Source organism: Nonomuraea sp. NPDC005983 (assembly GCF_040614375.1).
Taxonomy (GTDB): Bacteria; Actinomycetota; Actinomycetes; order Streptosporangiales; family Streptosporangiaceae; genus Nonomuraea.
Genome location: NZ_JBEXUP010000005.1, coordinates 39,463 through 65,454, shown reverse-complemented (window position 1 = coordinate 65,454; position 25,992 = coordinate 39,463). Strand labels below are relative to the sequence as shown.

Sequence of the window (25,992 nt, the reverse complement as noted above, 5' to 3'; positions counted from 1 at the left end):
TTAGAGCGAACGAAAAGGGAGAGAGTCATGAGCACCGCCACCTTCACCGTCAAGGGCATGACCTGCGGCCACTGCGTGAGCTCGGTCAAGGAAGAGGTGAGCGAGGTCGCCGGCGTCACCTCCGTGGAGGTCGACCTGGCCAGCGGCCTGCTGACCGTCGGCAGCGAGGGCCCGGTCGACGCGGCGAGCATCAGCACCGCCGTAAAGGAGGCGGGCTACGAGCTGGTGCCCAGCTCATGAACACGGTATCGAAGCTCGGCCTCTACACGGCGGGGCTGGCGGTGGTCTTCGCCGCGGCGCTGGGAGCCGGCAGCGCCGTCGGCGAAGTCGCCCCCGTCGAGCAGGCAAACCATCACCGAGCAGCAGCACAACCAAGCAAGAGCGATACCCCCGGGGGGCTCCAAGTGTCACAGGACGGCTACACCCTCAACCCGCTGACCGCCGACGAAGACTTCCGGTTCACGGTGACAGGTCCCGACGGGAGGCCGGTCACCGAGTACGAGGTCCAGCACGACAAGAAGCTTCACTTCATCGTGGTGTCACGCGATCTGTCCTCCTTCCAGCACGTCCACCCGGAGATGGGCCCTGACGGCGTCTGGTCGGTCAAGCTGTCCTTCCCGCAGGCGGGCGACTACCGCGCCTTCGCCGACTTCGCCCCCAAGGGCGGCAGCGGGCTGACGCTCGGCGCGGACGTCCAGGTAGCGGGTGACTTCCGGCCGAAGCCGCTGCCCCAGGTCAGCCGCACGGCCGAGGTCGACGGCTACACTGTCACCCTCGACGGCGACCTCGCCTCCGGGCGGTCGAGCAAGCTGACGCTGAAGGTGAGCAAGGACGGCAGGCCGGTCACCGACCTGCAGCCCTACCTGGGCGCGTACGGCCACCTGGTCGCGCTGCGCGCCGGCGACCTGGCGTACCTGCACGTCCACCCCGAGGCGAGCGACACGCCCGGCCCGGACATCACGTTCTACGCCGAGGCTCCCAGCGCGGGCGACTACCGCCTGTTCCTCGACTTCAAGCACGACGGCAAGGTCCGCACGGCCGCCTTCACGGCGAAGGCCACGGGCAGGCCGGTTACCACCACTGCCCCCACCACTGCCCCCACCACTGAACACAGCCACCACACGCACTGATCGCGGGAAAGGAGAGGTGATGTCTTCGCTCACTGACGACAAAGCTGTCGAACTCTCGATCGGTGGCATGACGTGCGCGTCCTGCGCCAACCGGATCGAGCGCAAACTGAACAAGCTCGAGGGCGTGACCGCGACGGTCAACTACGCGACGGAGAAGGCGAAGGTCACCTTTCCCGACGGCCTCGACCCTCAGGAGCTGATCGCCACGGTCGAGTCGGCCGGCTACACGGCCGCGCTGCCGAAGCCGCCCGAGGCTCGGGACGAGCAGGCGGCGGAGCCTGACGACGAGTTGCGCCCGCTGCGCCATCGGCTGGTGACCTCTGTCGCGTTGAGCGTCCCGGTGGTGGCGATGGCGATGGTCCCCGCGTTGCAGTTCACGAACTGGCAGTGGCTGTCGCTGACGCTGGCCGCGCCGGTGGTGTTCTACGCGGGCTGGCCCTTCCACAAGGCGGCTTGGACGAACCTGCGGCACGGCGCGGCGACCATGGACACGCTGATCTCGATCGGCACGCTGGCCGCGTTCCTCTGGTCGCTGTGGGCGCTGTTCTTCGGGTCGGCGGGCACGCCGGGCATGACGCACCCGTTCGAGTTCACGATCGAGCGGACCGACGGCTCGGGCAACATCTACCTGGAGACCGCGGCGGCCGTCACGGCGTTCATCCTGGCGGGGCGCTATTTCGAGTCGCGCTCGAAGCGCCGGGCGGGGGCGGCCCTGCGGGCGCTGCTGGAGCTGGGCGCGAAGGACGTGGAGCTGGTCGACGGCCGACGCGTCCCCGCCGACCAGCTCTCGGTGGGCGACAGGTTCGTCGTCCGGCCCGGCGAGAAGATCGCCACGGACGGCGTGATCGAGGAGGGCACCTCGGCGGTCGACGCCTCGATGCTGACGGGTGAGTCCGTGCCGGTGGAGGTGGCTCCCGGCGACCAGGTCACGGGCGCCACGGTGAACGCGGGCGGCAGGCTGATCGTCAGGGCCACCAGGGTCGGCGCCGACACGCAGCTGTCCCAGATGGCCAGGCTGGTGGAGGAGGCGCAGACCGGCAAGGCGGCCGTGCAGCGGCTGGCCGACAGGATCTCGGGGGTGTTCGTCCCGATCGTGATCGCGCTGGCGATCGGCACGCTGGGTTTCTGGCTCGGGACGGGAACGGGTACGGGGGCCGCGTTCACGGCGGCCGTGGCGGTGCTGATCATCGCCTGCCCGTGCGCGCTCGGTCTGGCCACGCCCACGGCGCTGCTGGTCGGCACCGGGCGGGGAGCCCAGCTCGGCATCCTGATCAAGGGCCCTGAGGTGCTGGAGTCGACGCGCAGGATCGACACGATCGTCCTGGACAAGACCGGCACGGTCACCGAGGGGCGGATGACGCTCACCGGCGTCCACCTGGCGGAGGGGGAGAACCGCGACGAGGTGCTGCGACTCGCGGGCGCGCTGGAGCACGCCTCCGAGCACCCGATCGCCCAGGCCATCGCCAAGGCGGCCCGGTCCAGCGCCACCGTCGAGGACTTCGCCAACGTCGAGGGCCTCGGGGTCCAGGGCATCGTCGACGGGCACGCGGTGCTGGTCGGCCGGCCGAGGCTGCTGGCGGAGTGGTCGCAGCACCTGCCGGTGGAGCTGGAGCGCAAGCTGGCCGAGGAGCAGGCCGCCGGTCGCACGGCGGTGGCGGTCGGCTGGGACGGCAGGGCCCGCGCGGTGCTCGTGGTCGCCGACGTGGTCAAGCCCACCAGCAGGGCGGCCATCGAGCAGCTGCGCGCGCTCGGCCTCACCCCGGTGCTGCTGACCGGCGACAACGAGGCGGTCGCGCGGACGGTCGCCGCGGAGGTCGGCATCGACGAGGTGATCGCCGAGGTGCTGCCCGCCGACAAGGTCGACGCGGTCAAGGAGTTGCAGGCCAAGGGCAGGGTCGTGGCCATGGTGGGTGACGGCGTCAACGACGCGGCCGCGCTCGCCCAGGCCGACCTGGGGCTGGCCATGGGCACCGGCACCGACGCGGCGATCGAGGCGGCCGACCTCACGCTGGTGCGGGGCGACCTGCGGGTGACGGCCGACGCTCTGCGTCTGTCACGCAGGACGCTCGGCACGATCAAGGGCAACCTGTTCTGGGCGTTCGCCTACAACGTGGCCGCCCTGCCGCTGGCCGCGCTCGGCCTGCTCAACCCGATGATCGCCGGTGCGGCGATGGCGTTCTCCAGCGTCTTCGTGGTGAGCAACAGCCTGCGGCTGCGCAGGTTCAGCTAACCGGGACCCATCCGACGGCCGGTGCCTTCGCGGCACCGGCCGTCCTGGCGTCCTGGCGACATATCAGGACTTGTACGACTCGGGTGTCATGCGGGTGGGCACGGCGATCCGGTTCCAGGCGTTGATCGTGGCGACGGCCACGATGAGCGCGGCCAGTTCCTCCTCGGTGAAGTGGCGGGAGGCCTGCTCCCAGATCTCGTCCGTGACGTCGTCGGTGGAGAGCCTGGTCGCGGCCTCGGTGAAGGCCAGGGCGGCGCGTTCCTGGTCGGTGAAGAAGGGCGCCTCCTGCCAGACGGCGACGGCGTGCAGCCTGGCGTCGCTCTCGCCCGCCTGCTTGGCGTCGGAGCTGTGCGTGTCGACGCAGTAGACGCAGCCGTTGATCTGGCTGGCGCGCAACCAGACGAGTTCGAGGAGCGGCTTGGGGAGGGTGCTGTCCGACACGAAGGCGTCCAGGCCGGCCATGGCCTTGTATGCGGGACCTGCGAGCTTCCCGACGTTCATTCTCTGAGTCATGGGGTCAATCTAGGAGGGTCTTGTCCCAGGGATAAGCTCCAATTTCCGGCTAAACGATTGGGCCAAGATGGACGTCCACATAACCCTGCAGGGGCGGGGTGACCTGGCCGCTCAGGTGTACCGGCAGTTGCTGGACGCCGTCCTCGACGGGCGGCTCAGGTCGGGCGAGCGGCTGCCGCCGACGCGGGAGCTGGCGCGACGGCTGGAGATCTCCAGGAACACGGTCGCCGTGGCCTACGACCGGCTGGTGGCCGACGGCTTCCTCGTCGGACGCGCAGGAGCGGGGACGTTCGTGGCCGCCCAGCCGGTGCGCGGGCGGGCCGCGCCGAAGGGCGTGGTGCAGCCGAGGGCGGTGTGGCGGTCGATCCCGGTGCCGTCGCGGACGGGGCCCGCGGGGTTCAGGTTGACCACCGGTCCCGCCGCGTACGACTTCCGCGTGGGTGTGCCGGATCCGCGGCTCTTTCCGATCGAGGCGTGGCGCAGGCTGGTGGCGCGCGAGCTGCGGGTCGGCTCGGCCGGATACGGCGACCCGTCCGGGCACTCCGGCCTCAGGGAGGCCATCTCCCGGCACATCGGCATCAGCCGCTCGGTGCGCGCGGGCGCCGACGACGTCCTCATCACCCACGGAGCCCAGCAGGCGCTGGACCTCATCGGCCGTGTGCTGATCGAGCCGGGAACGTGCGTGGCGGTCGAGGAGCCCGGCTACCCGCCCGCCCGGCTGCTGTTCCGCTCGCTCGGCGCCCGCGTCGTCGGGGTCCCCGTGGACGAGGAGGGCCTCGACGTGTCGGCCATCCCCGACTCGGCCCGGCTGGTGTACGTCACCCCCTCGCACCAGTTCCCGCTAGGCACGCCGATGTCGCCGGCCCGCAGGAACGCCCTGCTCTGGTGGGCGGAACGCCGCCACGCGGTCGTCATCGAGGACGACTACGACAGCGAGTTCCGCTTCGGCGACCGGCCGCTGGAGCCGCTACAGAGCCTCGACCGCGCGGGCCGGGTCGTCTACGTCGGCTCGTTCTCCAAGACACTGCTGCCGATGCTCCGCCTCGGCTTCCTGGTGGCCCCGGCCTCGCTCGGTCCGGCGCTGCGCACCGCCAAGCAGCTCACCGACTGGCACGGCGAGCTGCCCACCCAGGCCGCGCTGGCCCGCTTCATCGACGAGGGCCTGCTGTCGAGGCACATCAGGAAGGCGACCCGCGAGTACGCCGCCAGGCACGCGATGATCGCCGAGGCGCTGGCAGGCGACGACCGCCTGGAGCCTGTCCCGTCGGCGGCGGGCCTGCACCTGTGCGCCCGGCTCGCGCCGGGCGTGACGCTGCGGCCCGCGCCGGGCCTGGCGCTGGAGAGCCTGGAGCAGTACTTCGGCAGCGCGCCCGCGCAGCCCGGCCTGGTACTCGGCTACGGCGCGATCACCCGCGACACCATTCCCGAAGGCCTGCGCCTGCTCGACACCTCGCTGTCACGGGTGCCTGGGGAGTCCGAACGGTCAGGTGTGCTTGCGGGACCAGAACCGGCGGGCCCGCACGCCTGACAGCTCCGGCTCGTCGGGCAGCGACGGCTGCTGCACGATGACGACCGTCGCCCTGGCGTGCCGCGCGCAGTACATGCTGGTGGACGGCAGCAGGAACCGGCTGATCATGCCCCTCCGGCTCCGGCCGAGCACGAGCAGGTCGCCCTCCCTGGCCAGGTCCACCAGGTGGTAGCCGGGGTCGCCGACCTTGCCGACCACGGCCATGGTCAGGTCTTCGGGGACGCCTCCCGCGACGTCCTCGAACACGCCCGCCACCACCTCGGCGCAGCGTGCCTCCTCCCCCGCCCTGACCGTGTGCTGCACGGGCAGCGCCTCGGGGAAGGGATGGGCAGGGGCCCGGCTCACGTGCACCGCGAGCAGCGCCATGCGATGCAGCCTGGCCGCGCCGATGGCCCAGGCGAGCGCCCACCGTGAGGCGGGAGATTCATCCAGCCCCACGATCAGCCTCGCTCCGACGGGCAGTTCATGGTCCACGGCGCCCTCCTCGACGAGGTACTCGACCATAGTGCTCCACGCGCCCGGTTACCGGGAGGTGGCACTTTCCGAACTATGGAGTCACGCGTGAACCCGGGCGTGGCATGCGGGAGTGGAACGCGGGTGGGTGCAGCCACGTCCCGCTCTCGACCGGCGGCTCGACGGTGCTCTTACACACAGGCTCTCCACTTTGGTGGCCGCCACGGGGTACGGCAAGTCCATCGCGCTCGCGGGCTGGTGCGAGGCCGTCGGCGGCGTGCACAACCAGCTCGGTCCCGCCGACTGCGGCCGTGGGCGGCGGCGGCCGCCAGGCCGGGGTGTGTCCAGCGGCGCGGGGAGCGCCGCTATCCGATCCTGCTGGCGCTGGTCGCCCAGTCGGCGGTCGATCAGATGGACGAGGTCGCTGATCCCGAGGCCATCCACCTGTTGGGGATCATGAGCGGTCAAACCGATGCTCACCAGGGCGAACGCTCAGCGCACGATCCGGTTCCGATGTTCCTCAGGCCCCTCCTCACACCAGGGTCGGAGTGGCCTCGATGGTCGAGGGAACCGGCCGATAGGTGGGCGAAAAGGCTCGGCGGGAGATGGAGACGAAGGAGACGAGCAGGAGGATGGCGCCGAGCGGGATGAGGTCCTTGTCGATGTTGGGCATGATGAGGTCGCACAGGACCAGGAAGGGCGTCCACACCTTGATCCGGCGCATGACCGCGAGCTGGACGACGAGAGCGAACTGCCCGACGTAGAAGAGGTATGGGCCGACGTCGTAGGCGGCGGGGGTGATCCCCGGGGTGTCGCGGATCTCACGGGTGAGAAGGCTCATGCTCAGGTTGTCGTCGGACAGCAGTCCGGCCACGATGTCGATGGTGAACTGCGTGGTCAGAGCCAGGGCGCCGGCAGTGGCGATCACCGCGATCACGGTGGACAGCGCGTTGCCTCCCGCCATCCGGCGCATCTGCCAGAAGATGTACACGAACAGCCCCATCGCCGCGATGAAGGCCAGATGGCCGGTGGTCCAGGCGGGGCCGGGGCCACGGCTGCCGTCGAGCCCGTCAAGTATCCGAATCACCCCGTAGGTGAGCGTGAGCAGCGGGGCGGCGACGAATGCGATGCGCGGGTTCATCCGAGGGACTCCTTGGCGAGGGGTTCTTACGCCCTTAATCCTGGATTTTCACCCGCCGGAAGTGATCGCCCACGAGGGCCATCTCCGCCCTCCCTCTCACGAGGGATCGGACGTCCTACGCTCTCCCTCGTAGCTCGTAGCTCGTAGCTCGTAGCTCGAGCCCTCCGCGTGGAGCGGCTGTCCCCGCGGCGATCTGCCGGTTGGTCAGCCCGGCCGCCGCGTTCGCTCCCGTCCGCCGAGCCGCTGACACGGGCGCGTGGCCAGCGGCTCCTGCCAGAAACCGTCCCGAGCGAGTGTCTTGCGCGAAATGTCCGTAAGATACGGCCCCAGCTTTGTTACGGACGTTATCTGGGAGTCAGAAGTGACGATGCTTAGTCGTAGGAGCCTGCTCAAGGCGGGTGCCGTGGCGGTGCCCGCCGCAACCTTGACGGCCCGCCCCGCGCTGGCCGCGCCCGTCCCTGTGGTGCAGACGTCCGGCGTCGCCCCGGCGTCGCTGGCCGGGTTCGACAACGTCATAAAGACGTACGTCAAGGAGCGGAAGATCTCCTGCGCCCAGCTCGCCGTCATGAAAAGCGGCAAGATCGTGCTCGCTCGCGGCTATCGCTACACCGACGGCTCGCACGCCGTGCCCACCGTCAGCCCGACGTCGCTGTTCCGCATCGCCAGCCTGAGCAAGAACATCACCTCGGCGGCGATCATGCGCCTGGTGCAGGACGGCAAGCTGAGCCTGTCGGCCAAGGTCACCACGTTGCTCGGCCTCAACCCGGCCGACGCCCGGATGAACCAGGTGACCGTACTCCGGCTGATGCAGCACCTCGGCGGCTGGGACAGGGACACCAGCAAGCAGGACCAGCTCTGGCTGGACCACACGATCTCCGCCGCGCTCGACGTGCCGCTCCCGATCGGGCACGCCGAGATCATCAAGTACGCGACGGCCAGGCAGCTCGACTTCGCGCCCGGCTCGAAGATGGTCTACAGCAACTACGGCTACATGCTGCTCGGCCGGATCATCGCGAAGGTGTCGGGCATGCCGTACGAGACGTACGTGCAGACCAAGCTGCTCAGGCCGCTCGGCATCACCCGGATGCGGCTCGGCAAGAGCCTCAGGAGCGAGGCCTTCCCCGGCGAGGTCGTCTACGAGTCGCAGTACACCAACAAGAGCGTCGTCGACGACTCGGGCACCGTCGTGCCGTACCCGTACGGCGGGTTCAACATGCCCAACCAGGACGCCAACGGCGGCTGGCTGGCCTCGGCGGTGGACCTGGTGCGCTGGACGCTCGCCTTCGACAGGCCCGGCCTCGTGCTCAGCTCGGCGTCGATCGCGAAGCTGTTCGCCAAGCCGGAGACCGGGGTCAACTCCTACGGCTCGTGGTACGGCGGCGGCTGGTGGGTCCGGCAGGTGACCGGGCACCTCAACACCTGGCACAACGGCTCGATGCCCGGCACGTTCAGCTACCTCGCCCGGCTGCAGAACGGCTGGAGCTACGCGGCGACGTTCAACCACCGCGAGGAAGCCGGGACCCCCGACTACGACGTGATCGACGGCCAGATGAACAACGTCAAGGTGACGTCCTGGCCGACGACCGACCTCACCTCGAGGTACTTCTAGACCAGCGCGAGCAGGCCGTCGTGCAGCGCCTCCCGGTCGTCCGCTGAGAGGGCCAGGTACGGCTGGGCGGCGCGGCGGTTGGTGTCCGCCTCGACGGCCTCGCGCAGGGGACCGTCCCTCAGCGCGACGATCTCCCCGCTCGACAGGCCCGCGGCCCGCCAGGCGGCGGCGTGGGAGTCGGCCCGGTGGTAGCGGAGCGCGGCGAGGCGGTTGAACAGCAGGAGCCCCGCCGGGGAGCCGTCGGGCTCGTACGGCGGGGCCATCAGCACCAGCGCGCCGCCCGGCTCGCGTCCGGCCTGGTCCAGAACCCTTCCCACCAGGTCCGACAGGGTGGTGAGGTCGCGGCCGTTCCAGATGCGGCCGGTGGTCTCCGCGTGCAGGGCGTACAGGGCGTCGAGGAACGCCAGCGTGCGGGGGGTCGCGTGGAGCAGGCCGTCCGCGTCCTCCTCCAGGGTGCCCTGCGCCAGGTGGGCCTGGATCTCCGGCTCCAGGCCGGACGGGTCGGCGTAGCGGTAGAGGGTGGCCAGGCCGTGGCGGGTGATCGGGCGCAGCGGGAGCGTGCAGCGCAGGTCGATCAGGACTCCTGGCTCCAGGCCGGAGGCCGTGGCGAGGTCGGCGCCCGCCCGGCGGGCGGAGGCGTGCACGTTGACGTGTACCGCGTCGATGACCGGGGCGATCGAGGCCGCGAATAGCGACGCGTCCTGAAATTTCGGCATTGCGGGGCATTATGCCCGCGTCCGTAGGCGATCCGCAGCAAATCGTAAGCGTCCGGTTTCAGAGTGGGCTCAACCGTTTGCTCCCCTCCGGTGTTCTCTCACCGAACCGCCCCCTCGCCCAGGAGCCCTCTCATGCCCGTCACTGCCCCGCACCGCTGGTGGGCGCTGCCTGTGGTGCTGGTCGCGGTCTTCATGACCACCCTCGACTTCTTCATCGTGCACGTGGCCATCCCGTCGATCCGTGCCGACTTACCCGCCGGGGGTGCGGCCGTCCAGCTCACGATCGCCGGGTACGGGCTCGCCTACGCCGCCGGGCTGATCGTCTCGGGCAGGCTCGGTGACCTGTACGGGCCGCGCCGCGTCTTCGCGTCCGGGCTGGCGCTGTTCACCGTGGCGTCCGCCGCCTGCGGCGTGGCCCCGTCCGTCGAGGCGCTGGTGCCCGCCAGGGTGGCGCAGGGGGTCGCGGCGGCGCTGCTCGCGCCGCAGGTCCTCACTCTGCTCGGCGTCCTCTACCAGGGCGAGGACCGCGCCCGGGCGTTCCGCTGGTACGGCACCGCGGTCGGCCTGGCGGGGACGAGCGGGCAGATGCTCGGCGGCCTGCTCGTCAGCGCGGCCCCGGTGGAGCTGGGCTGGCGGGCCTGCTTCCTGATCAACGTGCCCATCGGAGCGGCGGCGCTCTGCCTGACAACCCGTCTCCTCCCCGTAACAGGCAGCGGCGACCCGGCATCGCACGGGCGAGGGTTGGATGTGGTGGGAGCGGTGCTGGTAGCGGCCGGGCTGGTGGCCGTGGTGCTGCCCCTGGCGCAGGGGCGCGAGGCGGGGTGGCCGTGGTGGGCGTGGGCGTGCCTGGCGGCGTCCGCGCCGACCCTGGCGGGGTTCGCGCGACGCCAGCGGCGCCTCGCCGCCGACGGGCGGGAGCCGCTGCTGGACCTGCGGCTGTTGCGGGAGCCGCGGTTCGTGGCGGGGCTGGTGGCGGTGGCGCTGCTGTTCGGCTGCTCGGCGGGGCTGTCGTTCGTCCTCGCGCTCTACCTGCAGGACGGGCTGGGGCTGTCGCCGCTCGCCGCCGGGGGCCTGTGCACGGCGCTGAACGCGGGGTTCTTCGTGGCCTCCCTGCGTGCGGGGAGGCGGCCGCCGGTGGTGGGCGCGGTGGCGCTGGTGATCGGGCTCGCGCTGCTCTGCCTCGCCTTCGGCGCGTCGCCGTACTGGCTGGTCGTCGGCTCGCTGGTGGCCGGGTTGCTGGTGGCTGGGGCGGGGATGGGGCTGGTCATGTCGCCACTGGTGTCGGACGCGCTGGCCGGGGTGCGTCCCGAGCTGGCCGGGGCGGCGGCGGGCGTACTCGGCACGGTGCAGGAAGCGGGTGGGGTGCTCGGGGCGACCGCGACCGGGGCGGTCTTCTTCGCGGCGCTCGACGGCGGCTGGCAGGCGGCGGCGCAGGCCGGGACGGCGGTGACGCTCGCATGCGCCCTGGGCGTGGCCGCGCTGACCCGCGCCAGTTCGCTGGGGCGAGGTCTCCGCCGTCGAGAGTGTGGCCAGGCAGGCGCTCGCCGCGGCCGACGAGAAGGCCAACGGGCTGACGCCGCCGTTGTTCACCCCCGGGTTGGCACATGCCGATGACAGGCCGCTCGCCTGATCGAGTTCCTGCTGACCGAGGCGGTCGCGGTGGCCTCGACCTTGCTGCCGGCGCCGTGCCGCTACCCCTCCGATCTGACCGACGCCCAACGGGTGAAGCGAGGTCAGGAAAGCGCGGCGCCGGCGTCGTGGGCCGCGCGCGCGGCGATCAGTTCGGACAGGTGCGCACTGGTCCACTCGCAGACAGCGGCCAGAGGGCGGAACAGCGTGCGGCCGAGGGGGGTGAGCTCGTACTCCACGCGGGGCGGGTTCTCGGCGTAGGCGGTGCGGGAGACCAGGCCGTCGCGCTCCATCGAACGCAGCGAGGCGGCGAGCGTCTTCGGCGTGATGCCCCGCAGCGGCACCAGGAGCTCCGAGAAGCGCCGGGGACCTCCGGCGAGACAAGCGATGATCTTCACGGTCCACTTGCCGCCGATCTGGATCGGCGGCCTGGCAGAGGCACACCCCGCGAACATGTCGGGATCCAACGGTCGGGTCACCGATCCATCGTAGGCAACTATCGTTGCGGAAACCGGCACCCCCGCTACTACCGTCTACGCAGTAGCCGGCGACTTCACCGCCGGCCTCCTGTCGAACGGAGCATCCGTGATGAACGTCGATGTGATCGTCGTCGGAGCCGGACCGACCGGGCTCATGCTCGCCGCCGAGCTGGGCCTCGCCGGAGTACGCGCCGTTGTCGTCGAACGGCTGACGCAGCGCAGCGGACAGTCCAAGGCGCTCGGCATCCAGCCCCGCTCCGCGGAGGTGCTCGAACTGCGAGGCCTCCTGGAACCGCTCATGGACCGGGCGGTCCAGCGGGTGGCCGGCGGGCACTTCGCCGGGGTGCGGCTGGACTTCACCGCCTGGGACACCCGGCACCCGTACGGGATCGGCATCCCTCAAGGGCGCGTCGAGGCGCTACTCGAGGAGCGGCTCGGCGAGCTGGGCGTCCAGATCCTGCGCGGGCACGAGGTGACCGCGCTGTCGCAGGATCCCGACAGGGTCGAGGCGACTCTGCTCGGGCCCAGGGGCGAGTCACGGCTCACGGCTCGTTTCCTCGTGGGCTGCGACGGCGGGCGCAGCACCGTCCGCGAGCTCCTGGGCATCGGATTTCCCGGCCTGGACGGGAAGCTGTCCTCGGTGGTCTGCGACATCACGATCTCCGACCCGGACGGCGCCGTGCCGGAGACCTGGAACCTGCCCGTCATGACGCCCGACAGGACCGGCAAGGGCTACATCGCTCCGATCGGCGACGGCGTCCACCGGTTCCTCTTCTACGGGGCCGAGCAGCAGGGACTGTCCCGCGACACCCCGATCACCGAGGAGGAGGTGGACCGGGCCCTGCGCAACGCGTTCGGACCGGGGGTTCGGGTCACGGGCATCCGGTGGGCCTCCCGGTTCACCGACGCCTCGCGGCAGGTCGAGCGGTACCGTCACGGGCGGATCCTGCTCGCCGGGGACGCCGCGCACATCCACTCGCCCATGGGTGGGCAGGGGATGAACCTCGGCCTGCAGGACGCGTTCAACCTGGGGTGGAAGCTCGCGGCGGAGATCGGCGGGTGGGCGCACGAGGGGCTGCTCGACACCTATCACACCGAACGGCATCCGGTCGCCGCGCGCGTCCTGGCCAACACCCGCGCCCAGGCCGTCCTCCTCGTCGATGACGAGGAGAACCTGGCCCTGCGCGACATCGTCGAGGAACTGCTGCGGGTGCCGGACGCCAACCGGATCGTCGCTGGGATGATCTCAGGGCTGGACATCCGCTACGACCTGCCCGGCCGCCCCCACCCACTGCTGGGGCGCCACGTCCCTGATCTCGACCTGATGACGCCCTTTGGGCCCGACCGTGTAGCGCGGCTGCTGCGCGACGGCCGCGGCCTGCTGCTGACGACCGCGGACAAGGCCGTGTTCGCCGAGGCCGCCGAGGCGTGGTCGGCCAGGATAGGCCGGGTGCATGTGAAGGGCGAACTCGGTGCGGACGCGGTGCTGGTACGGCCCGACGGTTATGTCTGCTGGGCTGGTTCCGCCGCCGACGTCTCCAGCCTGGCCGACGCCTTGGCACGGTGGGCGGGTGCCGCCGTGACCACCGTCAGATCGCGATCATAACTGGGTGCCGCCGATTACCCTCATTTCTCACCTTTTCCGTTTTTGCCGACGCCCAGTGCGGACAGCAGCGGCAAGTCGCTCTACGACAGTCGCCGGATGATGCTGCTGGGCGAGTTCGAGGACGTTCAGCAGGTTCTCCGAGAGCACGATCCTGACGGAGATCCAGCTCCACCCCGAGCGGGAAGAGGGGTTCAGCTGTGGTGACCTCGCCCGGCAGGAAGGGCAGGGCGGGTAGCCGGCGGCGACATGCCCCCTATCTGCGGCAATATCGGTTTTGATATCAATCACGGCTTCATATTGTCTTGGACATAATTGTGGGGTTGTGATCTGCTCTCCTGCGTATGTGTGACTGATTCCCGGGGGGGACACATTGGCGCGGGAACGCGGTATCAGCCCGAACTTGGCACGGCTCGCAGCGGCCGCGGTGGCGGCGGGAGTGCTCGCCGCAGCGGTCGCACTGCCGGCCGTGGGCGGCGCGGGAGCCGCGATCGTCTCCGCCACGGACGTCCTCGACCTCAAACCGGAGGACCTCCCCGAGCCGCCGCTCGCGGCGGAGACCGTCATCCAGGACGCCGACGGTAAGAAGATCGCCCAGTTCTACGAGCAGTACCGCAAGGTCGTCCCGCTCAACAAGGTCGCGCCCGTGATGAAGGACGCGATCATCTCGATCGAGGACGACCGCTTCTACCAGCACGGCGCGATCGACATCGAGGGCACGGCGCGGGCTCTGGTCAAGAACCTGGCCTCGGGCGGGGTGGCCCAGGGCGGTTCCAGCATCACCCAGCAGTACGTCAAGCAGGTGCTGTTCAACACGGCCGAGACCGACGCCGACAAGAACAAGGCGCTGGAGGCCAGCTACGCGCGCAAGCTCAAGGAGCTGCGCTACGCGATGGCGGTGGAGGAGAAGTACTCCAAGGACCAGATCCTGGAGAAGTACCTGAACATCGCCTACTTCGGGGCGTCCGCCAACGGCGTCGAGGCGGCGTCCCAGCGGTTCTTCGGCCGGTCGGCCGAGAAGCTCACCCTGTGGCAGGCCGCCACGCTCGCCGCGGCCGTGCAGTCGCCGAACAACACCGACCCGTCGGTGGGGGCGGCGCAGCGCAAGCGGCTCCTGGGCCGGCGCAACACGGTGCTGGACCGGATGGCCGAGCTCGGCAAGATCACACCCGCCCAGGCGGCCGAGGCCAAGGCCAAGAAGCTCGGCTACAAGAACACCCCGCTGCCGCCCGGCGGGTGCGAAGCCAGCAAATATCCGTACTTCTGCCTGTATGTGCGCTTCGAGATCCTGAACAACCCCGCCTTCGGCAAGACCAGAGGGGCCCGCGCCCAACTCCTCAGCCGCGGCGGCCTGACCGTCAGGACGACGCTCGACCTCGGCATGCAGAAGGCCGCGGAGGAGGCGATCAAGAAGCGGGTGTTCGCGTCCGACAACCCGGCGGCGGCGCAGGCGCTGGTCCAGCCCGGAACCGGGATGATCAAGGCGATGGCGGCGAGCCGTACGTACGGCGGCAACGCCAAGAAGAAGGAGATCTCCTACAACCTGGTGGCCGACAGCGCGCACGGCGGCGGCATCGGCTTCCAGGCGGGCTCCACGTTCAAGACGTTCACCCTGCTCACCGCGCTCAAGTCGGGCATGAAGGTCAGCGACGGGCTGACCGTGGGCTCCTCCTACCGCGCCGCCGGCTACGGCTCCTTCAAGGACTGCAAGGGCGGCCGGGTCGGCTCCCCCGAGCACACCGTCACCAACGACGAGGGCGGGGGCGGCTTCAAGTCGCTGCAGACGGGCACCTGGGGCTCGGTCAACACCTTCTTCGTCGCCCTGGAGGAGCGGGTCGGTCTGTGCGAGACCGTGAAGACCGCCAAGTCCCTGGGGATCAAGAAGCGGGGCGACGGCAAGCCGCTACAGGAGGTCGAGACGTTCACGCTCGGGGTCAACGAGATGGACCCCGTCACCGTGGCCAACGCCTACGCGGCGATCGCGGCGCGCGGGAAGTACTGCCAGCCGATGGCCATCACGCAGATCACCGACCCCACCGGCAAGGTGACCAAGTTCGAGCCCAAGTGCAACCAGGCGCTGGACCCGGAGGTGGCCGACGCGGCGGCGGACGTCCTGTCGGGCGTGTTCACCAAGGGCACCATGAGGGGCGTGGGCGGCATCGGACGGGACGCCGCCGGCAAGACCGGCACGACGGACGAGTACGCCACCGCCTGGTTCGCCGGTTTCACCCCCGACCTGGCCAGCGCCGTCAGCCTCGGCGACCCCCGCGGCTCGGTGACCTACAAGCTCACAAACGTCACCATCGGTGGCCAGTCCTACCCTCGCGTCCACGGAGCCGACATCTCCGGCCGGATCTGGAAGGACACCATGATCGGGGCACTGAAGGACGTCCCGCCCACGACCTTCCACCCGATCAACTCCGCCCGCTTCGGCGGCTGCGGCCAGAGCTGCCAGCCCCAGCAGCCGGCCCGCGACGAGAACAAGGAGCCGGACGTGCTGTTCGAACTGGATCCGCAGACCCGCTGAGCACACAATGAGCCCATGAGCGACGCGAGGCACGTGGGCTCCAGGACACCCCGCCGCGAAGACGCCCGGCTGCTGGCCGGGCAGGGGCGATACGTCGGCAACATCCGGCTCCCCGGCATGGCGCACGCGGTCGTGGTCCGCAGCCCTGTCGCCCACGGGCGGCTCACGGGCTGCGACACCAAGGCCGCGCGGGCGGCCGAGGGCGTGCTCGACGTCATCACGGTGAGCGACGCGGCCGCGATCCGGCTGCCGTGCGTCATGCTGGCGCCGGGGCAGCAGGAGACGTCCTATCCGGTGCTGGAGGAGACGGTCAGGTACGTCGGCCAGCCGGTGGCCGTCGTGGTCGCCACCACCCCGGAAGCCGCCAGGGACGCGGCCGACCTGCTCGACCTGGAGTTCGACGAGCTCACCGCCGTCATCGGGGTGGAACAGGCGCTCGACGGTCACGTGCTGCACCCCGACTGGGGCACCAACCTGGTCACCGACTTCGTCCTCGGCGACGCCGACTGCGACCAGGTGATCGCCGAGGCGGCGCAGGTCGTCGAGCTGACGTCCAGTTTCGGCAGGGCCTCGCCGTACCCGATCGAACCGCGCGGCGTCGTCGCGTCCTGGTTCGACGGCGAGCTGACGGTCCGGATCTCCACGCAGGCGCCGCACCACGTCCGCGACCACGCCGCCGACGCGCTCGGCCTGCCGCACGACCGGGTGCGGGTCATCGGGGGCGACGCGGGCGGCGGGTTCGGCGGCAAGGAGCACCTGTACCCGGACGAGTTGCTCGCCTGCCTGGCCGCGATCCGCCTGGGCCGCCCGGTGAGCTGGACGGAGTCGCCAGGCGATCGCCTGTTCGCCACGCTGCCCGCGCGGGCCGCCGTCCACCGTGCCAGGCTCGCGCTCGACGCCGACGGGCGGTTCCTGGCGTTGCACGCCGACATCCTGGCCGATCTCGGCGCGCGCCCGTCCAACGTGGGCATGTCGCCGTTCATCGTGACCGCCATGATGCTGCCGGGCCCGTACCGGTTCGACCGGGCAGGGGCACGGGTGCGCGGCGTCGTCACCACGACCACGCCGACCGGCTCCTACCGCGGCTTCGGCCAGCCGGAAGCCACCTGGACGAGGGAGCGGCTGATCGACGAGGCGGCCCGGCGGCTCGGGCTCGACCCGGTCGAGCTGCGGCTGCGCAACATGTACGGCCCCGACGAACTGCCCTGTTCGACGCGGACCTGGCAGCCGTACGACTCCGGCGACTACCCGCGGGCCCTGCGGACCCTGCGCGACCTGGTCACAGCCTCCGCAGCCGACGGCGACGGCCGCAGGCGCGGGGTCGGGTTCTCCTGCCACGTGGAGGCCACCGGGATGGGCGCGTCGATGGAGATGAAGGCGGCCGGGATCCAGGCGGGCGGCTTCGAGACCGCGGTGCTGCGGATGGAGCCCGACGCCTCGCTCGTGGTGTCGTCCGGGGTGGCCGTCATGGGGCAGGGCATCGAGACGGCCCTCGCGCAGATCGCCGCGGACCGGGTGGGGGTGCCGCTCGACCAGATACGGGTGGTGCTGGGCGACACGGCCGTCGCGCCGTACTCGTCGATCGGGTCCATCGCCAGCCGCTCGCTCGCGGTCGGCGGCGGCGCGCTCACCCAGGCCGCGGCGCGGCTGCGCGACAGGATCGTGGCCATCGCCGCCCACCAGCTGGAGGCCGCGCCGGACGACCTGGAGATCGTCGGCTCTGCCGTCCGCGTGAAGGGCGACCCGCAGTCGGCCAGGACGCTGCGCGACATCGCCACGTCGGCGTGGCGCGGCTGGGACCTGCCCGAGGGTGTCCCGCCGGGGCTGGAGGAACGCGTCTCCTACGACCCGACGGCCTACACCTACTCCTACGGCGCGCACGCCGCGGCCGTCGCCGTCGATCCGGAGACCGGGGCCGTCGAGGTCGAGGGGTACTGGGCCGTCAGCGACTCGGGGGTGCTGGTGAACCCCGCGATCGTGGAGGGCCAGCTCCGCGGCGCGATCGCGCAGGGGATCGGGATGGCACTGACCGAGGAGATCGTCTACACCGACGACGGGCAGCCGATCGTCGAGTACCTGCTGCCGACGACCCGCGAGGTGCCCGACATCCAGGTGATGCTGATGCAGACGCCGTCACCGATCACGCCGGGAGGCATGAAGGGCGCGGGCGAGGCCGGGACGATCGGGCCGCCCGCCGCCATCGGCAACGCCGTCGCCGCCGCCCTGCCGGAGATCGCCGACCGGATCGCCGGCACCCCGCTGACGCCGTCTCTCCTGTGGACCTGCCTTCGCGACCGCCCAGCCTGAAAGCTCCCGGCCTGACAGCTTCCGGCCTGACAGCTCAGCGGGCCGTCCAGTAGCTGTCGGAGACGTTCTCCCCGCTCAGCAGGTCGGCGAACAGGTCCTCCCAGAGCGGCATCACGATCTCGGGGACGTAGTCGTGGGCCGTCTCCGCGGCCGCGGCGCCCATCCGGAGCCGCAACCGCCGGTCGCCCATGAGCCGGTCCAGGGCGGCGGCCAGGCCGTCGACGTCCCTCGGCGGCACGAGCAGGCCGTCGGTGCCGTGGGTGAGGACGTCCGCGGGGCCCGTCGGGCAGTCGAAGGCGACGACCGGCAGCGCGTGGCTCATCGCCTCGATCATCGCCATCGGCAGCCCCTCGAAGCGGGAGCTGAGCGCGTAGACCGACGCCTCGGCCAGCTCCTTGTCGATCTGGTCGGTGCGTCCCGGCAGGTGGACGCGCCCGCCGAGGCCGTGCTGGGTGACCAGCCCGCGCAGCCGGTCGCCCGCCGGGCCCGAGCCGAGGATGCGCAGGCTCCACTCGGGATGCCCGCGCACGGCCTGCGCGAAGGCCGGGATGAGCAGGTCGAACCCCTTCTGCGGAACCAGCCTGCCCACCGCGACGACGACCGGCTTCTCCTGGAGGGACGGCTGCCGGTTCGACACGCGGACCGCGTTCGGGATCCGCACGACCGGCGTGTGCGGCACGAGCTGCCGGTACTCGGCCCGGTTCGTCTCCGTCAGCACCACGACGGCGTTGAAGCGTCCGTAGTGCCGGGCGATCTCGCTCCTGATGGTGTCGGGGTAGGCCGCCAGGTTCATGTGCTCCTGCGCCACCCGGACGACTCCCCGGCCGGCGCGGCGCGCGGAGATCAGGTTCAGCGCCGGGCGGGTCGTGACCAGGATGCCGTCCCGCAGCGAGGAGACGTAGTCCATCACGGCCCGCTCCACCCGCTCCGTGAAGTACCCGGCGGCGAACTCCCCGTACGGGACGATCTTGCCTCGGGCCCTGCGCCACACCTTGCGGGCCAGCGAGTCGGCCTTGACGCTGTCGCGCTGGTCCACCAGCGTGCTCAGGCGCACCCGCGGGTCGATGCCGAACTGCGGCTCGTCCCGCCGCCGGACCACGCTGACGATCTCCACCCGGTGACCGGCCCCCGCCATCGCGTTGGCCTGGTTGACGACCGTGCGGATGGTGCCGCCCATACCGTACGCGTGCAGCAGCAGATAGCGGATGATCATTCCAGGTACCCCCACGCCCGGCACATCGGTTTCAGCGTCTCGGGGACCAGGTCCGGGTCCGGCAGCTCGCGTCCTGGTTGCACGCGTCCCGAGCGGATCTTCTCCGTCCAGTCGCCGAGGCCCTTGCGCACCACGTCCGGCTCGCCGTACGTCAGCATCTCGGCCGCCCAGGGCACGCCGACGAACGCGCAGATCTCGCGCGTGACCTGCTCGGGGCCGGCGGTGAGGTCCTCGTAGCGGACGGTCAGTCCGGGCAGCGCCTTCCTCGCGCGCTGCACGGCCTTCATGTAGCGCAGCGCGTCGACCGCGGCCTCCTCCGGAGTGCGCCTGTCGGGGCTGGCCTCGGCCCACGACGCGGCGATCGAGGCCGGGTGACGGAGCAGGAAGACGAAGCGGGCATCCGGCCAGCAGGCGGCGATCCGCTCGTGGGCGAACGCGTTGGCCGGGGTCTTGTCCACGACGAACCGCTTGCCGCTGCGGACCAGCTCGCGGTGGAGCACCCGGTCCCACAGCAGGTGCTCCAGGTCGGACCTGGTGTGGCCCAGCTCCGCCATCGCCTTCTCGGCCAGCGAGGTCCCGAATCCCACGGTCAGCCGGCGGACGTGCAGCTCATGCGGGGCGTGCAGGTCGGGATGCGCGTTCAGCATCGCCCGCAGCAGGGTGGACCCCGACCGCACCGGCGACATCAGGAACACCGGCGCCGTCAGCAGCCGGTCGATCGCCGGCTCGACGGGCGGCCGGAACGGAACCTCTTCCGTCGCCTCTGCTTTTCCTACCGGTTTGACCTGGTACTTCGTGTACCTGGCCAGCGCTCTGTTGAGGGTGCGCTGCCATGTCATGCTCCGGCAGAGTACCCAGCGTTCCTGGGCATTCCCTGGCAGGACCGTCCAGCCTTCCTGGCAGCGCCCCTGCCGGCACTTCTTACGGAGTGCGAACGGCACCGGGATATCCGGCCTGTCCGGTGCCACGCTGGACGGATGAACCGCACCACCACGAGCGTCGCCGACCTGCCGCCCTCGCGCGCCGCCCGGGTTGCGGCACCGATGGTGGCGCTCGTGCTCGCCGCGCAGGCGGTCGTGCTCGCGATCGCCGTGGTCACCGGCGTGCGCTGGTGGTACGCCGCCGCGTGGGCGCTGTTCGCGGTGGCCGTCGTGACGCTGCGCCGGGTGGCCGCGCGGCACGTCGCGGGGCTGGTCGTCGCGGGTGGCATCGCGCTGGCCGCCACGGGGCTGCTCGCCCCGCCGAGCACCAGCACCGACTCCTACCGCTACGCGTGGGACGGACGGGTACAGTCCGCCGGCCTCTCCCCCTATGACCACGCCCCCTCGGACCCTGCCCTGGCCCCGCTGCGCGACGCCTGGCTCTTCCCCGGCTGCGCGCAGGGCCGCCTCTACCTGCTGCCCGACGGCGGCTGCACGAGGATCAACCGGCCGACCGTGCACACGATCTACCCGCCGCTGGCGGAGGTGTACTTCCTCGCGGTCCACCACCTCTCGCCCGACGGTGCGCGGCACAAGCCGCTCCAGGTGGGGGGCGCGCTGCTGGCGCTGGCGACCACCGGCGCGCTGCTGTTCGCGCTGCGCGGCAACGCCTGGCAGGCCGCGTGCTGGGCCTGGTGCCCGGCCGTGCCCATGGAGGCCGTGAACAACGCCCACGTGGACGTCCTCGGCGCGCTCTTCGTGGTGCTCGCGCTCGGCACCACCCGCTACCGGGGCGCGCTGCTGGGCGCGGCGATCGCCACCAAACTGCTACCGGCCGTCGCCCTGCCAGGACTGTTGTCGGGCGCGCTGGCACGCGCAGAACGCGCGGCGCCCTCGCGATCAGGGACGTCGACGCAGACGCCTGCGCCCGCCCGGCCGGGGGAGTCGCGGCGGGCGTTCGCTGTGGCGGCGTCGGCTGGGCTGCTCGTGGCCTTGGCCTACCTGCCGTACGTGCTCGCTTCGCACGCGTCCGTGCTGGGGTACCTGTCCGGGTACGTGGCGGAGGAGGGGTACGACGACGCGGGCGGCAACAGCCGCTACGCGCTGCTGCGCCTGCTGCTGCCCGATTCGTGGGCGCTGCCGGCCACCCTCGCCGTCCTGGGGGCGGCGCTGCTCCACGTCCTGCGGCACGGGGACGCGGACCGGCCGTGGCGCGGCGCCCTGCTGCTCACCGGCCTGGCGTTCCTGCTGCTCACCCCCGGCTACTCGTGGTACGCGCTGCTGCTCGTCGCCATCGTCGCGCTCGACGGCCGGTGGGAGTGGCTGGGCGTCGCCGCGGCGGGCGCGGCCTCGTACCTGAGCGGCGCGGGCACGCTCGCCTACGCGGGCGCGGCAGCAGCGGTGGTCATCGGAGCGTGGCTGCGCCACCGGGCCGGGCGCCCCGACGCGTACCGGCCCGGATCGGCCGCTACAGCGCCGCAGCCTCTCGCCCGTGGACGATCAGGGCGTACAGGACGAGTACGTCCACCGCGATGACCGCCAGCGACCACCATGGGTTGACGTCGATCCACAGGAGCTGGGTCATGGCGTTGATCGCGGCCAGCACGATCGCCACGATGCGCGCCCAGAGCTGCCCGGCGGTCAGCGCCACGCCCGCGATCACGAGCAGGATGCCGAAGATCAGGTGCACCCAGCCCCACCCGGTGAGGCTGAGGATCATCAGCTCCCCGGCTCCGGTGACGTACATGTGGTTGTTGAAGATCCCGTAGAGGCCGGTGATGGCGTTGAAGACACCACTCATGATCATCATGAGCCCGGCGAACCACACCCAACCGACCCAGCCCGTTACGTGCCGGGCCCCGTGCGGCGTTTCATAGGTCATCGCTAGCCTCCCCTAATGCCTTGCAGGGAGTCTGAGGCGAATCCAAGGTGGATAAACACCGCATTGCGCAATCATTCACACGCTTTGGGATGTCCAGTAGGACATCCTGATATAGCCGATAAGCAGTGAATACTCAGATTTAACGGCATTGTCCGGGTGAGTCCAGCGAGGACCGTGCCGTCACCCCGGCGGCACGGTCCTCGCTGGGACGCGTGGTTCTAGGCCCCGGACAGCAGCAGGGTCGCGACCGCGTCGGCGGTGTCCGGGTGGCGGGTCAGGAGGTCCGCCGCCGGGCCGCTGCCAGGTGGCGACGAGGGTTGCTGCCACTCGCCCTCACAGCCCAGCAGCGTCGCCACGGCGTCCAGGGTCGCCGGGTGGCCCGCCAGGAGTTCCGCCACCGGGCCCGACAAGGCGAGAGCCGGCGCGGACGGCTGCGCGGCCCGGCCCGCCCACGGCGGCACCCACGCGTCCACCGCCGCCAGGCCGGCCGGGAAGGTACGGCCGGCCTCGCGGACGAGCACCGGCACCAGCTCCGCCGCGTCCTTCCGCAGCATCGTGATCAGCTTGGGCAGCCACGGGAGCAGCACGTTGTCGGGCAGCCGGGCGAACGCCTTCGACAGCACCTCCACCACGAAGGGCGTCAGCGACGGAACCGACTCGAGCGACTGCACGAACCCGGTGATGTAGAGAGGGAACGACGGGACGACGAGCGGGTTGTCCAGCAGTTCCTCGCACCGCGCCCGCAGGTCCGCCTTCGACACGAGCCCGAGCTGCGACTGGGCGCCCCACAGCAGCGCGACCTTGGCGGGCGCCTCCGGGTGCGACTGCTGCACGGCGATCTCGAGCTGGGCGCGGTCGCAGCCGAGCGACAGCGCCAGGCTCTCCATGCTGAACAGGAACCCGAGCATCGCGCCCACCTGGCGGACGCCCGTCTCCTCGTCCAGGAAGGCGGTCGGCAGCAGGGTGCAGTAGTGCGCGTACCCCTCCTTGACGAACGCCTCGCACCACGCGGGCAGCACCGGCTCGGTGGCGCGGTAGTGGGCCAGCAGCCGGCGGATGCGGCGCAGCACCTCGGGCGCGTCGTCCACGGTGCGCTCGGCTGCCAGCAGGTCCACGGCCCGCGCGCCGAGCTCGTCGGTGAAGCGGCGGCTGCCCAGGTAGAGGATGGCGTCCTCGACCGCGCCGAGCGCCACCGACGCGGTGGCCTTGGGGTCCCACACGATCTTGCGCAGGCGCTGCTCCAGCACCTGTTCGATGGTGACGCCCTCGTAGCCGAGCTCGATGAGCGCCCGCTGGTCGCGGCCGAGCCACAGGTCCCAGCTCTCCTGGATGGCCCGCTCCCCCAGGCTGCGCGAGCCCATGATGGGTCGGACGGTGCCGTCCGGCAGCAGGAAGCGCAGCATCCACAGCAGCTGCGAGCAGGGCACCAGGTCCGGGTTGGCCTGCAGGTCGATCAGGGCCCGCTGGAGGGTCCGCTTCTGCAGGTCGAGCCCCAGCGGCTCCAGCCGGTCGTAGACGTCGCGGGCCAGCGGCGGCATGGCGTCGTAGCCGACCTGGCCGATCCGGTCGCCGCCGAGGAGGATCTCGCACAGGCGGCGCACGTCACGGCGTCCCGGGACGACGTCCTTCTCGATGCACGTGACGGCGGCGTCCTGGAAGTCGTACGGCGTCGGACGGGCCCGGCCGCGCACCCCCGCGAGCAGGATGGACGTCTCGAACACGGCGATGGCGTCGGCTGTGGAGGACAGGTAGCCGTTCTTGCGGGCCAGCCTGACGATGTCGACGCACCAGCCGAGCAGCTCGGCCTCGTCGAGGGCGTCCAGCGCGGGCGGGTTCGACAGGAAGCCGGTCAGCTTGTCGGTGACCTCGGCCTGCGGGACGGGCGCGGGCAGCCGCGCGGGCTTGGCGGACTTCTTCTGGCCGGCGAGCTCGAAGGGCTTGACGCGGCTGCGCGACAGCGCCTTCGTCCAGGTGGCCGCGGCGATCGACACCGAGCCGGACGCCAGCCCGAACTGGGCCTCGATCGCCGACTGGCTGGACGGGATGAGCCCGTACAGCCAGCGCGTGCCCGTCCGGGGGGTGATCTCGAAGGGGGCCTCGGAGGCCAGCCCGAACTGCTCGACGCGGCTGGCCGCGTGGAACGCGCCGCACACGTACAGGCACTGCGACGGGTCCGCGCCGGACGCGGCGAGGTGCTCGCGCATCCGGGTCCACATGTAGCGCTCGCGGTCCTCGTCCCTGTCGAGCTGGGCGCCGTCGGGACGCAGCCGCCTGAACAGGCTGCCGATCAGCACCATGACCTGCCGGTACGTCTCGTAGTCCGCACCGGCGAGCGGCTGCTCCACGTACTGGTCCCACCATTCGGACCAGTGCCTGACCTTGCCGTGGTGCAGCAGGTGCTCTTCCAGCTCGGCGAAGCGGGGCCGCAGGTCGCCGATCTCGACGCCCACGGAGTCGCCGTGCAGGGCGGCGTCCTCGCGCTGCTCCTCCTCCGGCTCCCCCTGCTCGGACTTCCCCTGCTCGGACGGCTCCTGCGGCAACCACTGGAAGACGTGGTCGGCCGAGCGGTCCACCAGCACCAGCTCGACGTCCGGCCGGTCGAGGGCGTAGGCGATGGCCTGGTACTCGGCCGACGCCTCGGTGATCGGCGCCACCACGCTGAGCGGCCCGGACCCCGACGGGAAGCCGTCGAGGTCGCTCGCGAACGCCTGCAACGCCACGGGCAGGCGGCAGTTGCGCAGCTCGGTCAGCAGGGGCTGCAGGTCCTCGCACAGCTCCAGGTAGATGACCTTGGGCTGCTTCTCCCGCAGCCTGCGCACCATGGCCAGCGCGGACGCCGGCGAGTGGTGGCAGACCGGGAAGATCTCCATCTCCTCCCGCAGCGCCCGGTCGACGTCGTCCACCAGGCCAGACAGGATGCCGGACAGCGCGTCGGGGTTGTCGGCGAAGGCGGCTGCGGCGTCGAGGAGCTGCTCGCGGAGGGCGCCGAACGGGCTCATGACAGCGTGGCGATCGCCTGGCGGCCACCCTCGAGGAAGTCCTGCCACGCGCCGCCGTCCTTCTTGCTGCGCGGCTCGACCACACCGTGCCAGTACTTGTTCAGGATGGCCAGGTCCTCGGGGCTGCGGCGAGCGAGCGAGCCCACGAGCGAGCTGCCGAGCGTCTCGGCGCTCAGGGTCCGGTCGCCGAAGAACTGGCTGTGCAGGATCGCGTCCTCCAGCACGCCGATCTGCTCCGCCGTGGACAGCGCGGACTCCAGCTTGTCGTCGTCGCTGGTGGCCGACGCGGCGGCGGCGCGCAGGTCGGCGAAGCTCTGCAGCAGGATGTCGAGCAGCGTGGGCGGCAGGTCCAGCTCGATCTGGTGCCTGCGCAGCAGCTCCGTGGTACGGAACCGGACGATCTCCGCCTCGCTCTTCTTGTTCGTCACCACCGGGATACGGACGAAGTTGAACCGCCGCTTCAGCGCCGAAGAGAGGTCGTTGACGCCGCGGTCACGGCTGTTGGCCGTGGCGATGATCGAGAACCCGGGCTGGGCGAAGACGATGTTGTCGTCGTCCAGTTCGGGGATGGACACGTACTTCTCGGACAGGATGGAGATCAGCGCGTCCTGCACGTCGCTGGTCGAGCGGGTCAGCTCCTCGAAGCGGCCGATCACGCCCTTCTCCATCGCCGTCATGATCGGCGAGGGGATCATCGACTCGCGCGACTGCCCCTTGGCGATCACCATGGAGACGTTCCACGAGTACTTGATGTGGTCCTCGGTGGTGCCCGCGGTGCCCTGGACGACCAGCGTCGAGTTGCGGCAGATGGCGGCGGCGAGCAGCTCGGCGAGCCAGCTCTTGCCGGTGCCCGGGTCGCCGATCAGCAGCAGGCCCCGGTCCGAGGCCAGGGTGACGATGCTGCGCTCGACGAAGCTGCGGTCGCCGAACCACTTCTGCGGGATCTCGCGGTCGAGCCCGTCGGAACGCTCGGAGCCGAGCACGAACAGCCGCACCATCCGAGGGCTGAGCCGCCAGGCGAACGGCTTGGGGCCCTCGTCGATCGACTCCAGCCAGTCGAGCTCTTCGGCGTACTTGACCTCGGCGGGCGCACGCAGCATCTCGTCGGACATT

The 25,992-nt window shown here is 71.0% G+C and carries 20 protein-coding genes; 10 read left to right on the top strand and 10 right to left on the bottom strand.

Annotated elements, in window-relative coordinates; all coding sequences use genetic code 11:
- Nucleotides 1-27: 27 nt before the first annotated feature.
- The 3 genes from ABZ297_RS04400 to ABZ297_RS04390 are packed head-to-tail and all read left to right on the top strand — an operon-like array spanning nucleotide 28 to nucleotide 3,360.
- A complete protein-coding gene (locus ABZ297_RS04400) occupies nucleotides 28-240 on the top strand; it encodes a heavy-metal-associated domain-containing protein (RefSeq protein ID WP_355339219.1) in 213 nt (70 codons plus the stop codon).
- The gene (locus ABZ297_RS04395) at nucleotides 237-1,130 is read left to right on the top strand and encodes a hypothetical protein (RefSeq protein WP_355339216.1); all 894 of its coding nucleotides are present in this window, start codon (nucleotides 237-239) and stop codon (nucleotides 1,128-1,130) included. The genes ABZ297_RS04400 and ABZ297_RS04395 overlap by 4 nt, the downstream gene beginning before the upstream one ends.
- Before the next feature lie 19 nt (nucleotides 1,131-1,149).
- On the top strand, nucleotides 1,150-3,360 hold the full coding sequence (locus ABZ297_RS04390) for a heavy metal translocating P-type ATPase (RefSeq protein ID WP_355339213.1): 2,211 nt from the start codon (nucleotides 1,150-1,152) through the stop codon (nucleotides 3,358-3,360).
- Nucleotides 3,361-3,423: 63 nt separating this feature from the next.
- On the opposite strand, the gene ABZ297_RS04385 is transcribed toward ABZ297_RS04390, so the two are convergent.
- Nucleotides 3,424-3,873: a carboxymuconolactone decarboxylase family protein gene (locus tag ABZ297_RS04385; protein WP_355339210.1), complete on the bottom strand. Its 450-nt coding sequence runs from the start codon at nucleotides 3,871-3,873 to the stop codon at nucleotides 3,424-3,426.
- A 67-nt stretch (nucleotides 3,874-3,940) separates the two neighbouring features.
- Between ABZ297_RS04385 and ABZ297_RS04380 the strand changes: the two genes are divergently transcribed.
- Nucleotides 3,941-5,401, top strand: coding sequence for a PLP-dependent aminotransferase family protein (locus ABZ297_RS04380; protein WP_355339207.1), 1,461 nt, complete (start codon nucleotides 3,941-3,943; stop codon nucleotides 5,399-5,401).
- On the opposite strand, the gene ABZ297_RS04375 is transcribed toward ABZ297_RS04380, so the two are convergent.
- Both ABZ297_RS04375 and ABZ297_RS04370 read right to left on the bottom strand, forming a co-directional pair.
- Complete coding sequence (locus tag ABZ297_RS04375; protein WP_355339204.1) at nucleotides 5,357-5,905, bottom strand: universal stress protein; 549 nt, start codon at nucleotides 5,903-5,905, stop codon at nucleotides 5,357-5,359. The genes ABZ297_RS04380 and ABZ297_RS04375 overlap by 45 nt on opposite strands.
- A 481-nt stretch (nucleotides 5,906-6,386) precedes the next feature.
- Nucleotides 6,387-6,995, bottom strand: coding sequence for a hypothetical protein (locus ABZ297_RS04370; RefSeq protein ID WP_355339201.1), 609 nt, complete (start codon nucleotides 6,993-6,995; stop codon nucleotides 6,387-6,389).
- A 367-nt stretch (nucleotides 6,996-7,362) separates the two neighbouring features.
- On the opposite strand from ABZ297_RS04370, the gene ABZ297_RS04365 reads away from it, so the two are divergent.
- A complete protein-coding gene (locus ABZ297_RS04365; RefSeq protein ID WP_355339198.1) occupies nucleotides 7,363-8,604 on the top strand; it encodes a serine hydrolase domain-containing protein in 1,242 nt (413 codons plus the stop codon).
- Here ABZ297_RS04365 and ABZ297_RS04360 read toward each other — a convergent pair.
- Complete coding sequence (locus tag ABZ297_RS04360; RefSeq protein WP_355339195.1) at nucleotides 8,601-9,320, bottom strand: hypothetical protein; 720 nt, start codon at nucleotides 9,318-9,320, stop codon at nucleotides 8,601-8,603. The genes ABZ297_RS04365 and ABZ297_RS04360 overlap by 4 nt on opposite strands.
- Nucleotides 9,321-9,452: 132 nt before the next feature.
- On the opposite strand from ABZ297_RS04360, the gene ABZ297_RS04355 reads away from it, so the two are divergent.
- Entirely contained in the window at nucleotides 9,453-10,934 is a 1,482-nt protein-coding gene (locus ABZ297_RS04355; protein WP_355339192.1) for an MFS transporter, read from the top strand.
- Between the two features lie 119 nt (nucleotides 10,935-11,053).
- Here the strand turns inward: ABZ297_RS04355 and ABZ297_RS04350 are convergent, their stop codons facing one another.
- On the bottom strand, nucleotides 11,054-11,428 hold the full coding sequence (locus tag ABZ297_RS04350; RefSeq protein WP_355339189.1) for a helix-turn-helix domain-containing protein: 375 nt from the start codon (nucleotides 11,426-11,428) through the stop codon (nucleotides 11,054-11,056).
- A gap of 109 nt (nucleotides 11,429-11,537) precedes the next feature.
- On the opposite strand from ABZ297_RS04350, the gene ABZ297_RS04345 reads away from it, so the two are divergent.
- From ABZ297_RS04345 to ABZ297_RS04335, 3 genes are all read left to right on the top strand, one after another.
- Nucleotides 11,538-13,034 carry an FAD-dependent monooxygenase gene (locus ABZ297_RS04345; RefSeq protein ID WP_355339186.1) on the top strand — a complete coding sequence of 499 codons (1,497 nt, stop codon included), beginning with the start codon at nucleotides 11,538-11,540 and terminating at the stop codon, nucleotides 13,032-13,034.
- A 400-nt stretch (nucleotides 13,035-13,434) separates the two neighbouring features.
- On the top strand, nucleotides 13,435-15,558 hold the full coding sequence (locus ABZ297_RS04340; RefSeq protein ID WP_355339183.1) for a transglycosylase domain-containing protein: 2,124 nt from the start codon (nucleotides 13,435-13,437) through the stop codon (nucleotides 15,556-15,558).
- A 15-nt stretch (nucleotides 15,559-15,573) separates the two neighbouring features.
- Nucleotides 15,574-17,865: a xanthine dehydrogenase family protein molybdopterin-binding subunit gene (locus ABZ297_RS04335; protein ID WP_355339180.1), complete on the top strand. Its 2,292-nt coding sequence runs from the start codon at nucleotides 15,574-15,576 to the stop codon at nucleotides 17,863-17,865.
- A 34-nt stretch (nucleotides 17,866-17,899) separates the two neighbouring features.
- Here the strand turns inward: ABZ297_RS04335 and ABZ297_RS04330 are convergent, their stop codons facing one another.
- Nucleotides 17,900-19,078, bottom strand: coding sequence for a glycosyltransferase family 4 protein (locus ABZ297_RS04330; RefSeq protein WP_355339177.1), 1,179 nt, complete (start codon nucleotides 19,076-19,078; stop codon nucleotides 17,900-17,902).
- Nucleotides 19,075-19,917: a sulfotransferase gene (locus tag ABZ297_RS04325; RefSeq protein WP_355339174.1), complete on the bottom strand. Its 843-nt coding sequence runs from the start codon at nucleotides 19,915-19,917 to the stop codon at nucleotides 19,075-19,077. Before ABZ297_RS04325 ends, ABZ297_RS04330 begins: the two co-directional genes overlap by 4 nt.
- A 138-nt stretch (nucleotides 19,918-20,055) precedes the next feature.
- Between ABZ297_RS04325 and ABZ297_RS04320 the strand changes: the two genes are divergently transcribed.
- Entirely contained in the window at nucleotides 20,056-21,534 is a 1,479-nt protein-coding gene (locus ABZ297_RS04320) for a glycosyltransferase 87 family protein (RefSeq protein ID WP_355339171.1), read from the top strand.
- On the opposite strand, the gene ABZ297_RS04315 is transcribed toward ABZ297_RS04320, so the two are convergent.
- From ABZ297_RS04315 to ABZ297_RS04305, 3 genes are all read right to left on the bottom strand, one after another.
- Nucleotides 21,467-21,880: a hypothetical protein gene (locus ABZ297_RS04315; protein ID WP_355339169.1), complete on the bottom strand. Its 414-nt coding sequence runs from the start codon at nucleotides 21,878-21,880 to the stop codon at nucleotides 21,467-21,469. The genes ABZ297_RS04320 and ABZ297_RS04315 overlap by 68 nt on opposite strands.
- 218 nt (nucleotides 21,881-22,098) lie before the next feature.
- Nucleotides 22,099-24,879: a DUF5682 family protein gene (locus tag ABZ297_RS04310; protein ID WP_355339166.1), complete on the bottom strand. Its 2,781-nt coding sequence runs from the start codon at nucleotides 24,877-24,879 to the stop codon at nucleotides 22,099-22,101.
- A complete protein-coding gene (locus ABZ297_RS04305) occupies nucleotides 24,876-25,991 on the bottom strand; it encodes an AAA family ATPase (protein ID WP_355339163.1) in 1,116 nt (371 codons plus the stop codon). The genes ABZ297_RS04310 and ABZ297_RS04305 overlap by 4 nt, the downstream gene beginning before the upstream one ends.
- Between the last annotated feature and the right edge of the window lies 1 nt (nucleotide 25,992).